Annotated in this window: 8 protein-coding genes; 6 read left to right on the top strand and 2 right to left on the bottom strand. The window is 73.7% G+C overall.

Annotation, left to right across the window (positions count from 1 at the left end; genetic code table 11):
• Positions 1-15 precede the first annotated feature (15 nt).
• The 3 genes from ACWGIS_RS33350 to ACWGIS_RS33340 all read left to right on the top strand — a co-directional run bounded on the left by ACWGIS_RS33350 (position 16) and on the right by ACWGIS_RS33340 (position 4,020).
• Positions 16-1,434 (top strand): NAD(P)/FAD-dependent oxidoreductase, encoded by a 1,419-nt coding sequence (locus ACWGIS_RS33350; RefSeq protein WP_453366245.1) that lies wholly within the window; start codon positions 16-18, stop codon positions 1,432-1,434.
• Between the two features lie 203 nt (positions 1,435-1,637).
• Complete coding sequence (locus ACWGIS_RS33345) at positions 1,638-2,090, top strand: hypothetical protein (protein WP_453366244.1); 453 nt, start codon at positions 1,638-1,640, stop codon at positions 2,088-2,090.
• Positions 2,091-2,199: 109 nt separating this feature from the next.
• Positions 2,200-4,020 (top strand): chitinase, encoded by a 1,821-nt coding sequence (locus ACWGIS_RS33340; RefSeq protein WP_453366243.1) that lies wholly within the window; start codon positions 2,200-2,202, stop codon positions 4,018-4,020.
• On the opposite strand, the gene ACWGIS_RS33335 is transcribed toward ACWGIS_RS33340, so the two are convergent.
• The gene (locus tag ACWGIS_RS33335) at positions 3,959-4,813 is read right to left on the bottom strand and encodes a phosphatase PAP2 family protein (protein ID WP_453366242.1); all 855 of its coding nucleotides are present in this window, start codon (positions 4,811-4,813) and stop codon (positions 3,959-3,961) included. The genes ACWGIS_RS33340 and ACWGIS_RS33335 overlap by 62 nt on opposite strands.
• A 162-nt stretch (positions 4,814-4,975) precedes the next feature.
• On the bottom strand, positions 4,976-6,310 hold the full coding sequence (gabT, locus tag ACWGIS_RS33330) for a 4-aminobutyrate--2-oxoglutarate transaminase (protein ID WP_453366241.1): 1,335 nt from the start codon (positions 6,308-6,310) through the stop codon (positions 4,976-4,978).
• Positions 6,311-6,599: 289 nt separating this feature from the next.
• Between gabT and ACWGIS_RS33325 the strand changes: the two genes are divergently transcribed.
• The 3 genes from ACWGIS_RS33325 to ACWGIS_RS33315 all read left to right on the top strand — a co-directional run bounded on the left by ACWGIS_RS33325 (position 6,600) and on the right by ACWGIS_RS33315 (position 12,490).
• A complete protein-coding gene (locus ACWGIS_RS33325) occupies positions 6,600-8,756 on the top strand; it encodes an ATP-binding protein (RefSeq protein WP_453366240.1) in 2,157 nt (718 codons plus the stop codon).
• A gap of 116 nt (positions 8,757-8,872) precedes the next feature.
• Complete coding sequence (locus ACWGIS_RS33320; RefSeq protein ID WP_453366239.1) at positions 8,873-10,534, top strand: PucR family transcriptional regulator; 1,662 nt, start codon at positions 8,873-8,875, stop codon at positions 10,532-10,534.
• A gap of 510 nt (positions 10,535-11,044) precedes the next feature.
• A complete protein-coding gene (locus ACWGIS_RS33315; protein WP_453366238.1) occupies positions 11,045-12,490 on the top strand; it encodes an aldehyde dehydrogenase family protein in 1,446 nt (481 codons plus the stop codon).
• Positions 12,491-12,574: the final 84 nt, after the last annotated feature.

Genomic DNA, 12,574 nt, shown 5'->3' with positions numbered 1-12,574 from the left:
TAGGGAGTTGACATCATGGCCCCAGGCGCCATGAACCGCTGGACCACTTCTCTGTCCGACGCCCGGCCGGTGTCCTACTGGCTGGACGACCCCGGCAAGCCCGACCCCGAGCCCGCCCTCACCGGCGCCGAGACCTGCGACCTGCTCGTCGTCGGCGGCGGCTACAGCGGACTGTGGACCGCGCTCCTCGCCAAGGAGCGCGACCCGCGGCGCGAGGTTGTCCTGCTGGAGGGCCGCGAGGTGGGCTGGGCCGCCTCGGGCCGCAACGGCGGGTTCTGCGCCGCGTCCCTCACCCACGGTCTGGCCAACGGCCTGACCCGGTGGCCGGACGAGATCAGGAAGCTGGAGGAGCTGGGCGCCCGCAACCTCGACGAGATCGAGGCGGCGGTCGCCCGCTACTCCATCGACTGCGACTTCGAGCGCTCCGGCGAGATCGACGTCGCCACCGAGCCGTACCAGGCCGCCGAACTGCGCGAGTGGTACGAGGAGTTGGTCCGCGAGGGCCTCGCGGACGGCATCGAGTACCTGGACGCCGACGCGGTGCGCGAGCAGGTCGACTCACCGACGTTCCTGGCGGGGCTGCACGACCGGCGGGGCGTCGCCATGCTCCACCCGGCCAAGCTCGCCTGGGGACTGAAGCGCGCCTGCCGCGAACTGGGCGTGCGCATCTACGAGAACACCCCCGCGCTCGCCCTGCGGCCCCACGGCGCGGGCATGGCCGTACGCACCCCCTACGGCTCCGTCCGGGCCCGCCGGGTCGCGCTCGGGACCAACATCTTCCCGAACCTGGTCCGGCGGGTGCGCGCGTACACCGTCCCGGTGTACGACTACGCGCTGATGACCGAGCCGCTGACCGCCGACCAGCTGGCGTCCGTCGGCTGGAAGAACCGCCAGGGCCTCGGGGACTCGGCCAACCAGTTCCACTACTTCCGCCTCTCCGCCGACAACCGCGTGCTGTGGGGCGGCTACGACGCGGTCTACCCGTACGGCGGCCGGGTGCGCGCCGAGTACGACGACCGCCCCGAGACGTACGCGAAGCTCGCCGAGCACTTCTTCACCTGCTTCCCGCAGCTGGAGGGCGTGCGGTTCACCCACGCGTGGGGCGGCGCCATCGACACCTGCTCGCGCTTCTCCGCGTTCTTCGGCACCGCCCATCAGGGCCGGGTGGCGTACGCGGCCGGGTACACCGGCCTCGGTGTCGGCGCGACCCGCTTCGGCGCCGACGTCATGCTCGACCTGCTGGCGGGGGAGCGCACCGAGCGCACCGAGCTGGAGATGGTCCGCAGGAAGCCGCTGCCCTTCCCGCCCGAGCCCTTCGCCTGGGCCGGTATCGCCCTCACCAAGTGGTCGCTCGCGCGGGCCGACGCGCGCGAGGGGCGCCGCAACCTCTGGCTGAAGGCGATGGACCGGCTCGGACTCGGCTTCGACAGCTGAGCGCGCGCCGGCCGCCCGGCGGCCGGCGCCGGTGATCGCCCGGGGCGCACGCGGGAGCAACTGATCCACGCGCGTACGCCCCGCTCATCCCCTGTGACCCGGTTCACCGGCAACAAGTGCCGGGAACCCGCGTAATGCCCGGCCCGGACCTCCCTCTCCCCTGTGACGCGACCAGCGTCGACACGAGAAAGGGAGGTTCCGTCATGACAGGCGCCAAGACGGCGGTCGAGTGGCTGGCATCCGCAGCGCCGGACCCCGAGTCCTGCCGCTGGGAGTGGGAACGCAACCCGACCGGGGTCGCGCTGCTGCCCGCCGGCAAACTGTGGGACGTCCTCATCCTGCCGGGGGAGCTGGGCTATCCCACCCTCGACGTGCTGACCCGGGTGATCGACCAACCGGGGCCGGTGCTCGTCGACTTCGGGGACGCCCGGATGGGGTTCTTCGTACCCGCCGGGACCGCCGCCCGCTGGCTCGGCACCGGCGTGCGCACCGCGGGCCGCGGCACGTGGATCGTGGTGCCGTACCCGGGCAGGTCGACCGGCGGAGTCCGCTGGCTGGTCCCGCCGGACGGCTCGGGCACCCTCACCGATCCGGCACTGCTGGAGCTGGCCATGCACGAGGCGGCGGCCGGTCTGGCGGGTGAGGAACGCCCCTGACCGCACGCCGGTCCCGCCCGGGATCACGCCGGAGGTCTTGACAACGCAATTGGTCTGGACCAAGTTGGGCGCGCTCCACCCTCCAATTCCCCCATGCCCGGAGGCAGCTGTGGACCGCACCGGACCCGACAGACCATTCGTACGGCGCAGAATTCTCGCCGTCTGCACGGCCACCGTCCTGGCCGTCCCCGGCCTCACCGCCCTCTCGTCGGCCGCCCGTGCGGCCGACGCGGACCTCGTCAGGAACGGCGGCTTCGAGGCGGGCCTGGACAACTGGACCTGCACGGCGGCCAGTACCGTCACCTCGCCCGTGCGCAGCGGCACCTCCGCGCTCAAGGCGACCCCGGCCGGCAACGACTACGCGCAGTGCAGCCAGACCGTCACCGTGAAGCCGGACGCGCAGTACACCCTCACCGGTCACGTGCGCGGCAGCTACGTCTACCTCGGCGCGAACGGCACCGGCACCACCGACGTCTCCACCTGGACGCAGTCCGCCGCCGACTGGCAGCAGCTCACCACCACCTTCCGCACCGGTCCGTCCACCACGAAGGTCACCCTGTACACGCACGGCTGGTACGGCACCGGCACCTACTACGCCGACGACGTCTCCCTGGTCGGCCCGGGCGCCGACGCGAGCCAGCCGCCCGCCCCGCCCACCGGTCTCAAGACCGGCACGGTGACCTCCGGCAGCGTCGCCCTGTCCTGGTCCGGGGTCCCCGGCGCGACCGGGTACGCGGTCTACCGCAACGGGGTGAAGGCGCAGACGGCGAGCGGGACCTCGGCCACCGTCACCGGCCTGTCACCCGCCACCGCGTACAGCTTCCAGGTGGCGGCCGTGAACGACGCGGGCGAGTCGGCGAAGTCGGCGGCCGTCACCGCGACCACCTCCCCGGGCACCGGCGACGGCTCCTCAGGACTGCCCGCGCACGCCCTGGTCGGCTACCTGCACGCGAGCTTCGCCAACGGCGCCGGCTACACCCGGCTGGCCGACGTCCCCGACAGCTGGGACGTCATCGACCTGGCCTTCGGCGAGCCGACCTCCACCACCTCCGGCGACATCCGCTTCACCCGCTGCCCGGTCACCGAGTGCCCGAACGTGGAGAGCGACGCCGACTTCAAGGCGGCCGTCAAGGCCAAGCAGGCGGCGGGCAAGAAGGTCCTGATCTCCATCGGCGGCCAGAACGGCCAGGTCCAGCTGACGACCGCGGCGGCCCGCGACACCTTCGTCTCCTCGGTGTCGAAGATCATCGACGAGTACGGTCTCGACGGCCTGGACATCGACTTCGAGGGCCACTCCCTCTCCCTGAACGCCTCCGACACCGACTTCAGGAACCCCACGACCCCGGTCGTCGTGAACCTGATCTCGGCGGTCAGGACCCTCAAGGCCCGGTACGGCGCCAAGTTCGTCCTGACCATGGCGCCCGAGACCTTCTTCGTCCAGCTCGGCTACCAGTACTACGGCACCGGGAAATGGGGCGGCCAGGACCCGCGCGCCGGCGCCTACCTGCCCGTCATCCACGCCCTGCGCGACGACCTGACGCTGCTGCACGTCCAGGACTACAACTCGGGCTCGATCATGGGGCTCGACAACCAGTACCACTCCATGGGCGGCGCCGACTTCCACATCGCCATGACCGACATGCTGCTCACCGGCTTCCCGGTCGCGGGCGACGCGAACAACGTCTTCCCGCCGCTGCGCGCCGACCAGATCGCCATCGGCATGCCGGCGACGACGAACGCGGGCAACGGCCACGTCTCGCCGGCGGAGGTCACCAAGACGCTCGACTGCCTCACGAAGAGGACGAACTGCGGGTCGTACAGCCCGCACGGGACCTGGCCGGCCCTGCGCGGCCTGATGACGTGGTCGATCAACTGGGACCGGTTCGGCGGCTGGGAGTTCTCGAAGAACTTCGACGCCTACTTCGGCTGAGGAACCCGGCGAGCCCCGCCAGCAGCAGCGCGCACAGGCACCAGCTCGCCACCACGTCCAGCGGCCAGTGGAAGCCGCGGGCGACGAGGCCGGTGGCGACCGCGAGGTTCAGCACCAGACAGGCGGTGAGCAGGGCGCGGCGGGCCGCTGCGGTGCGCAGCAGCGGCAGGAGGAGCAGGGTCGCGGCGCCGTACGCGACGGCGGCGGTCGCCGTGTGACCCGAGGGATAGAAGCCCGTACCCGGGCCCATGACCGGTGGGCCCGGGCGGGCGATCAGCTCTTTGGCCGGTACGGCCACGGCCGGTACGGCGGCCATCAGGACGGCGGCCGCGACGGAGGGCAGCCACCACCGGTCGGCGCCGGCGCGGCGGGAGCGGTGGGCCGCGAGGACCAGGGCGACGACCAGGACGGGGACGGCGACGGAGACGTTCCCGAGGTCGGCGAGCAGCTCGAAGAACCGGTTCGGACGGACCAGGGCGTCACTGAGGCGTTCGTCCGCGCGGGCGAGGGGGCCGTGGGCCGCGACCTGCCAGGTGATCAGCGCGAGAAGGAGGGCCGGAAGGCCGAGGAGGATGGTCGGCCACCCCGGAACAGGGGGGGTGGTTCCGGGGTGGCCGTCCGGATCGGTGTGCCGCGCGCCCCGGGGGGTTTGGGGCGAGCGGCCATCCGATCGGTGAGGAGATCCGGAGCCGGAAGCTCCGGGTGTGTGCGCGAGGGCACGACCAGGGCGAAGCTGGGGAGGCCCCGACCCGGCGTCGCCCACAGTCCCCTGTGGGCGGGGTGTATCTCTCATCTGCGTAGAACCTACGACAGCGGATGCGGCTCCGACAGCCACATTCGCGTCCCGTCATCCACCCCGCACACGTTCTTCACACGCTCTGCTTCCCCGTGCGCCCGCCCCGGCCGGAAACGGAATCCGGGGCGGGCGCCGGTCCCGCCCGGGGCCGGTGGGACGTCAGATACGGGCGAAGGCCTGCTCGATGATGTCGAGGCCCTCGTTCAGGAGGTCCTCGCCGATGACCAGCGGGGGCAGGAAGCGGAGGACGTTGCCGTAGGTGCCACAGGTCAGGACCAGCAGGCCCTCCTGGTGGCAGGCCTTGGCGAGCGCGGCCGTGGCGGCCGGGTTCGGCTCCTTGGTCCCGCGGTCCTGCACCAGCTCGATGGCGATCATGCCGCCACGCCCGCGGACGTCGCCGATGATGTCGAACTTCTCGGCCATCGCGCCCAAGCGGGACTTCATGACGGCCTCGATGTTCTTCGCCTTGGCGTTGAGGTCGAGCTCCTTCATCGTCTCGATCGCGCCGAGCGCACCCGCGCAGGCGACCGGGTTGCCGCCGTAGGTGCCGCCCAGGCCGCCCGCGTGCGCGGCGTCCATGATCTCGGCGCGGCCGGTGACCGCGGCCAGCGGCAGACCGCCCGCGATGCCCTTGGCGGTGGTGATCAGGTCCGGGACGATGCCCTCGTCCTCGCAGGCGAACCACTGGCCGGTGCGGCAGAAGCCGGACTGGATCTCGTCCGCGACGAAGACGATGCCGTTGTCCTTGGCGAACTGGCTGATCGCCGGCAGGAAGCCCTTCGCGGGCTCGATGAAGCCGCCCTCGCCGAGCACCGGCTCGATGATGATCGCGGCGACGTTCTCAGCCCCGACCTGCTTGTTGATCATGTCGATGGCCTGCGCGGACGCCTCGGCACCGGCGTTCTCCTGGCCGGTCGGCCAGCGGTAGCCGTAGGCCACCGGCACGCGGTAGACCTCGGGCGCGAACGGGCCGAAGCCGTGCTTGTACGGCATGTTCTTCGCGGTCAGCGCCATCGTCAGGTTCGTCCGGCCGTGGTAGCCGTGGTCGAAGACGACGACCGCCTGGCGCTTGGTGTACGCCCGCGCGATCTTCACGGCGTTCTCGACGGCCTCGGCGCCCGAGTTGAACAGCGCCGACTTCTTGGCGTGGTCACCCGGGGTCAGCTCCGCCAGCGCCTCGGCGACGGCGACGTACCCCTCGTACGGCGTGACCATGAAACAGGTGTGCGTGAAGTCCTGGAGCTGGGCGGAGGCCCGGCGCACCACGGCCTCGGCGGACGCGCCGACCGACGTGACCGCGATACCGGAGCCGAAGTCGATCAGGCGGTTGCCGTCGACGTCCTCGATGATGCCGCCGCCGGCGCGCGTGGTGAAGACCGGCAGCACCGAGCCCACACCGGCCGCGACCGCGGCGGTACGGCGGGCCTGCAGCTCCTGCGACTTCGGGCCGGGGATGGCGGTGACGACGCGGCGCTCCTGCGGAAGTGCGGTCATGAGGGGCTCCCTGAAGATCTTGCGAACCGGTGTTCCGGCGGACCGGGGGTTTCCGGGCGGGGGTGTTTTCGGACGCTTCTTCGCAGGCTAGGGCCGCGGCAGGGGGCGGGGCATGCTCCATGTGGGCGTTGTCGCGGGAATCGGTTGTCCGCCGTGGACATAGAACGGATGACGGCCGGACCCCGCCGGGTCCGCGCGGGTCCGGCCGCGTAAGCGGTGAACTCCCCGGGCAGGGGCACTAGATTGGCCCGCGTACGAGGCACGGACCGCTGGTCAGGGGGCAAGGGCGATGGACGGCGACGGCACGCAGGACGCACGGGGCACACACGCGGGCCCCGTGCCGCGCCCGGCGGGACCCCCCGCCGTGCCCGCGAGCACGCACCCCGCGCGGCCCCCGGCCCCCGCCACACCCCCGAGGCCCGCCCGGGCCCCGGGCATGCCGCCACTGCCCGACGGGTCCGCCTTCCTGACCTGGCTGCGCACCCCGCGCCCGGAGGCGGCACCCGGCGTCTGGCGGTTCGGGCACCGGCCCCGGCCCGCCGAGGAACCCGAGACCGTCCCCGCGCGCCAGCTCCTCAGCGGCGCGCTCATCGCCTTCCTCGTCGGCTGGCTGCTCTGGTCCCTGCTGTGGAACGGCTACCTCGGCGGCTGGTGGCTGCTGCCGCTCTACGCGATGATCCCCGACTCCTGGGCCGAGCCCCACAGCGTCGGCGCCGTCGTGGCCGTTTACGCCTACTACACCGCCGTCGCCCTCACGATCATGATCGGAGTCGGCCGGCTCGGCCGTTGGGGTGAGGTCTGGCGGCGCTACGGGCCGCCCGCCTGGCGCCGGTCCGCGCCCGCGGACGTACGCCCGCCCGCCCCCGAGGACGACCCCGCCCAGTGGAACCAGCTCCGCGCCGCCGGAGCCGCCGACGCCGCCGACAGGCTCGCCGCGGAGGCCCGCACCGGGCTCATGCGCGACGTCGACCACGCCCGCATCGCCCGCGCCTGGCAGGGCGTGCGCAGCGGCCGGCACAGCCTCGCCACCTTCACCGGCGCCGTTCTGAAGGACGGCGCCGCCGCCTGCCTCCACCCCTCCGGGCACCGCGACCTGCCCGGCCGGCACGGCCGCCACGACCTGCTCACCGGACAGGTCCGGCTCGGCACCACCGCCGACGACCCCCGCAACCCCTACGCCTACCGCGCCACCGGACTCGCCCTCGGCCCCGACCTCCTCGGCACCTCGCTGCTCGCCGTCGGCCCCGCCGGATCCGGCAAGACCGGCGCCGTCGTCTGGCCCCTCGCCGAGTCCCTGTGCCTGCACGCCCTCGCCGGACGGGCCGCCGTCGTCGTGGTCGGAGCCGCCGGCGCCGGGCTCGGCGCCGCCGACGCCTACGACGTCGTCGTGCGCGTCGGGAACCCCGAGTCCGTCTACGACCTCGACCTCTACGGCGGCACCACCGACCCCGACGAGGCCGCGGCCGTACTCGCCGAGGCCCTCGTCGGCGACCTCGCCGACCCGCACCCCGGCGCCGACAGCCGGCGGTCCACCACCGTCCTCGCCCAGCTCCTCGGCCCCTACCGCGCCGTCCACGGCCGCTTCCCCTCCGTCCCCGAACTGCGCCAGCTGCTCGACGGCTCACCCGGCCCCCTCGCCGCCCTGCGCCGCGGACTGGAGGAGTCCGGGCAGGCGTCCCTGCTGCGCGAGCTCGACGCCCGCGAACGGCAGCTGGGACACCCCGGGGACGTCGGCGGCGTCCTCGCCGACCGCGTCGCCCTCCTCGACCGGCCCGCCTTCGCCGGGTTCTTCGACACCTCCGGACAGTCACGGCCCTTCTCCCTGCGCGCCCTCGACCATCCGGTCCGGGTCCGCATCGACCTGCCCCAGCGCGGCCACGCCGACGCCTCGCGCATCCTCGCGCGGCTCGTCCTCGCCCAGTTCACGGCCGGCGTCGCCGTCCGCGAGGACCGGTCGCTGTTCGCCTGCCTCGTCCTCGACGACGCGACCGGCGTCATCACCCCCGAGGCCGTCCGCGGCATCCAGCGGCTGCGCTCCGCCAACGCCGGGACCGTCCTCACCCTGCGCACCCTCGACGACGTGCCGCGGGCACTGCGCAGTCCGCTGCTCGGCGCCATCGGCTGTCGCATGGCGCTCTCCGGCCTCACCCCCTGGGACGGCCAGGACTTCGCCGAGGTCTGGGGCAAGGAGTGGACCGAGGCCCGGGACGTCACCGACCGGCAGATCATCGCCGAGACCCCCGCCGGCAAGGCCGTCCACATGCTGCGGCGCGTCATCACCGGCAACGCGCCGACCGCGCGCGCCGTCACCGTCCGGCAGGTCGAGCGCGAACGGTGGTCGGCGTCCGAGCTGGCCCACGGGGTTCCGCCCGGCCACGCCGTGCTGTCCCTCACCACCGTGCAGGGTGAGCACGCGCCACCGCTCCTGGTGGATCTGCGCGGCTGAAACGGCGCGCGGGGCACTCCTACGGTGAGGCAGAATCGAAAGCGGCCCTTCATACGAAGCGGCCAAAAGATCACCCCGGCCGACCGCCCCGCGCCCGCCTCAGACCTGAAGGTCCCATGCCCCCCACGCTCGCCTCCCTCGTCCACCACTCCGCGCTCAAGCTGACCGTGCGGGCGGGCGGGGAACGCCTGGACGTGCCCGTCCGCTGGGCGCACGTCAGCGAGCTCGCGGACCCCGTGCCGTACATGGAGGGCGGCGAGCTGCTGCTCATCACCGCGCTCAAGCTGGACGCGGAGGATCCCGACGCCATGCGCCGGTACGTCAAACGGCTGGCCGCCGCGGGCGTCGTCGGCCTCGGATTCGCCGTCGGCGTCAACTACGACGACATTCCCGACGCCCTCGTCGACGCCGCCGAGCAGGAAGGGCTCCCCCTGCTGGAGGTGCCCCGGCGCACCCCCTTCCTCGCCATCAGCAAGGCCGTCTCCGCCGCCATCGCCGCCGACCAGTACCGGGCCGTCACCGCCGGCTTCGCCGCCCAGCGCGAGCTGACCAAGCAGGCGCTGAACGACGGCCCCGAGAAACTCCTCGCCGCGCTCGCCGGACAGGTCGACGGATGGGCCGCCCTGTACGACGCGTCCGGCGCCGTCGTCGCCACCGCCCCCGAGTGGGCCGGGCGCCGCGCCGCGCGGATCACCGCCGACGTCGAGCGGCTGCGGGAGCGGCCCGCGCCCGCCAGCTCCGTGGTCGGCGGCCCCGACGGCGAGGACCGCATCGAGCTGCACTCCCTCGGCACCGGACGGCGGCCCCGCGCCGCGCTCGCCGTCGGGACGGCCGCCGCCCTCGGTACCGCCGAGCGGTACGCCGTCCACTCCGCGATCGCCCTCCTGACGCTCACCACCGAACGCTCGACCTCGCTGCACGCCGCCGAGCAGCGGATCGGGGCGGCCGTGCTGCGGATGCTGCTCGCCGGGGAGTCCGACCACGCGCGCGCCGTCGCCGGGGGCCTGTACGGGGAGCTCCTCGACGCGCCCTTCCGGCTGATCCTCGCCGAGTCCGCGTCCGCGTCGGCCGGGCGGGCGCACGCCGACGGGCACGCGCGCGTCGCCGCGAAGCCCGCCGGCGCGTCCGCCGCGGTGGCCGACGCGCACGGTGACCCGCTGGGCGGGCTCGCCGAGGTCGTCGAGTCCGCCGCCGCCCGGTCCGGGGAGTCCGTGCTGGTCGTCCCCGACGGGGAGCGGCTCGTCGTGCTCGCCGCGGACGGGGGTGCCGCGGTGGCCGCCTGCCAGGCGCACGCGGAAGCCCTCGACGCTGCGCGGGCCGCCGTGCGGGAGCAGGCCGCGGCGGACGAGGGCGAACTCGTCGTGGGGCTGTCGGCGCCGGCCGGGCCCATCGCGGCGGGGGCGGCCTACAAGCAGGCCGAGCAGGCGTTGTCGGTGGCCCGGCGGAGGGGGCGGGCGCTCGTCGAGCACGAGGAGGTGGCCGCGGGGTCCGTGGTGCCGTTGCTCGCGGACGACGCGGTACGGGCGTTCGCGGACGGGTTGCTGCGGGCGCTGCGCGAGCATGACGCGACGGGGCGGGGGGATCTGGTGGCCTCCTTGCGGGCGTGGCTGTCCCGGCACGGGCAGTGGGACGCGGCGGCGGCGGATCTCGGGGTTCACCGGCACACGTTGCGGTACCGGATGCGGCGGGTCGAGGAGATCCTCGGGCGCTCGCTGGATGATCCGGACGTGCGGATGGAACTGTGGCTGGCGCTCAAGGCCACGGGGGTGGGGGAGTAGGGGGCCGGTTTTCCGGCGTTGCGGCCTGCGGCCTGCGGCGTTGGGGTGCCCCGCTGTTCGGTGCGGGGCAGTGGGTGGCCGGCGCCGACCGGTGGTGGGTGGGTCGGGGCCGTGCCGGTGCATCCGCCCGTTGCAGGTCGGGCGTGGCCGTCTGTTTCCGGGGGGAGCCCTGGCTGCCTGCCCGACCTGCAACGGGCATGTGATGTACCGGCACGGCCCCTTCGGTGCGATGGCGGCTGCGGGCCCTGAGGGCTCGGCCGCGGTGGCGCGGGTTCGAGACCGGCTGCCGGGATGCGCGCGCGAGTGGCGGTGCTCGGCTCGGCAGTGGGGCAGCTGTGGCCAGCTGCGTGCTCGGGGGGACGGCTCGCCTTGGGTGGGTGGGTTGGCCGTTGCGGAGTGGGGTGGGGGGTGAGTGCTACGGGGTGGACAAGCGCTGGGGCGGCGGGCGGGCCCTACCGTGGGTGGCGTAAGACACGGACACACCAACCTCGGAAGGGCCGGGACTCGACAATGACTTCCACCCACGCCTTCTGGCTCGCCGGCCGCCAGGCCACCGGCGAGACCACCTTCGACGTCACGTCGCCCTGGGACGGGCAGCTGGTCGGGAAGGTCAGCGTGCCGACCGAGGCCCAGGTCGAGGAGGCCGTCGCCGCCGCCCACGCCGTACGTGACGAGTTCGCGGCGACCCCCGCCCACGTCCGCGCCGCCGCCCTCGACCACGTCAGCAAGCGGCTCGCCGAGCGCACCGAGGAGATCGCGCGCCTCATCTCCGCCGAGAACGGCAAGCCGATCAAGTGGGCCCGCGGTGAGGTCGGACGCGCGGTGTCCGTGTTCCGGTTCGCCGCCGAGGAGGCCCGCCGCTTCAACGGCGGCGAGGCCCAGCGCCTCGACACCGACGCCGGCGGCCAGGGGCGCCTCGCGCTGACCAGGCGCTTTCCGAAGGGCGTCGTCCTCGGCATCGCGCCGTTCAACTTCCCGCTGAACCTGTGCGCCCACAAGGTCGCCCCGGCGATCGCCGCCGGCGCCCCGATCATCCTGAAGCCCGCGCCCGCGACCCCGCTGTCCGGCCTGATCATCGGCGACCTGCTCGCCGAGACCGGGCTGCCCGAGGGCTCGTGGAGCATCCTGCCGGTCTCCAACGACCGCATGCCCGCGCTGGTGCAGGACGAGCGGCTGCCCGTCATCTCGTTCACCGGCTCCGAGAAGGTCGGCTACGCGATCATGGACTCGGTGCCGCGCAAGCACTGCACGCTGGAGCTCGGCGGCAACGGCGCGGCCGTCGTCCTCGCCGACTTCGCCGGCGACGAGGACCTGGACTGGGCCGCGACCCGCATCGCGACCTTCTCCAACTACCAGGGCGGCCAGTCGTGCATCTCCGTGCAGCGCGTCATCGCCGACGCCTCGGTGTACGAGCGGCTGCTGCCGCGCATCGTCGCCGCCGTCGAGGCCCAGGTCACCGGTGACCCCTCGGACGACCGGACCGACGTCGGCCCGCTGGTCAGCGAGGACGCCGCCCGCCGCGTCGAGTCCTGGGTCGACGAGGCCGTCGCCTCCGGCGCCACGCTCCTCACCGGCGGCAAGCGCGAAGGCGCCTCCTACGCGCCGACCGTCCTCGCCGACGTCCCGGCGGACGCCACCCTCTCCTGCGAGGAGGTCTTCGGACCGGTCCTCACCGTGCAGCGGGTGACCGGCGAGGCGGAGGCCTTCGCCGCCGTCAACGACTCCAAGTACGGCCTCCAGGCAGGTGTGTTCACCCACGACCTGCAGACCGCCTTCCGTGCCCACCGGGCGCTGGAGGTCGGCGGTGTCGTGGTCGGCGACGTGCCCTCCTACCGCGCCGACCAGATGCCGTACGGCGGTGTGAAGCAGTCCGGCGTCGGCCGCGAGGGCGTGCGGTTCGCGATGGAGGACTACACCTACGAGCGCGTACTGGTCCTGACCGGCCTCGCCCTGTAGGGACGCGCGGAACCGGCGGCCGGAACCCACTGTGCGGGGGTTCCGGCCGCCGTCGTACGTCAGGGGGCCCGGCATCCGTGATGC

Source organism: Streptomyces sp. NPDC054842, from assembly GCF_053611025.1.
This window is presented reverse-complemented; position numbering and strand designations above follow the sequence as displayed.

What these genes read in the sequence shown, in the direction of transcription:
- ACWGIS_RS33350 (WP_453366245.1), top strand. Translation starts at nt 16, where the DNA reads ATGGCCCCAGGCGCCATGAACCGCTGGACCACTTCTCTGTCCGACGCC.
- gabT (WP_453366241.1), bottom strand. Translation starts at nt 6,310, where the DNA reads ATGACCGCACTTCCGCAGGAGCGCCGCGTCGTCACCGCCATCCCCGGC.
- ACWGIS_RS33325 (WP_453366240.1), top strand. Translation starts at nt 6,600, where the DNA reads ATGGACGGCGACGGCACGCAGGACGCACGGGGCACACACGCGGGCCCC.
- ACWGIS_RS33335 (WP_453366242.1), bottom strand. Translation starts at nt 4,813, where the DNA reads ATGAGAGATACACCCCGCCCACAGGGGACTGTGGGCGACGCCGGGTCG.
- ACWGIS_RS33345 (WP_453366244.1), top strand. Translation starts at nt 1,638, where the DNA reads ATGACAGGCGCCAAGACGGCGGTCGAGTGGCTGGCATCCGCAGCGCCG.
- ACWGIS_RS33315 (WP_453366238.1), top strand. Translation starts at nt 11,045, where the DNA reads ATGACTTCCACCCACGCCTTCTGGCTCGCCGGCCGCCAGGCCACCGGC.
- ACWGIS_RS33320 (WP_453366239.1), top strand. Translation starts at nt 8,873, where the DNA reads ATGCCCCCCACGCTCGCCTCCCTCGTCCACCACTCCGCGCTCAAGCTG.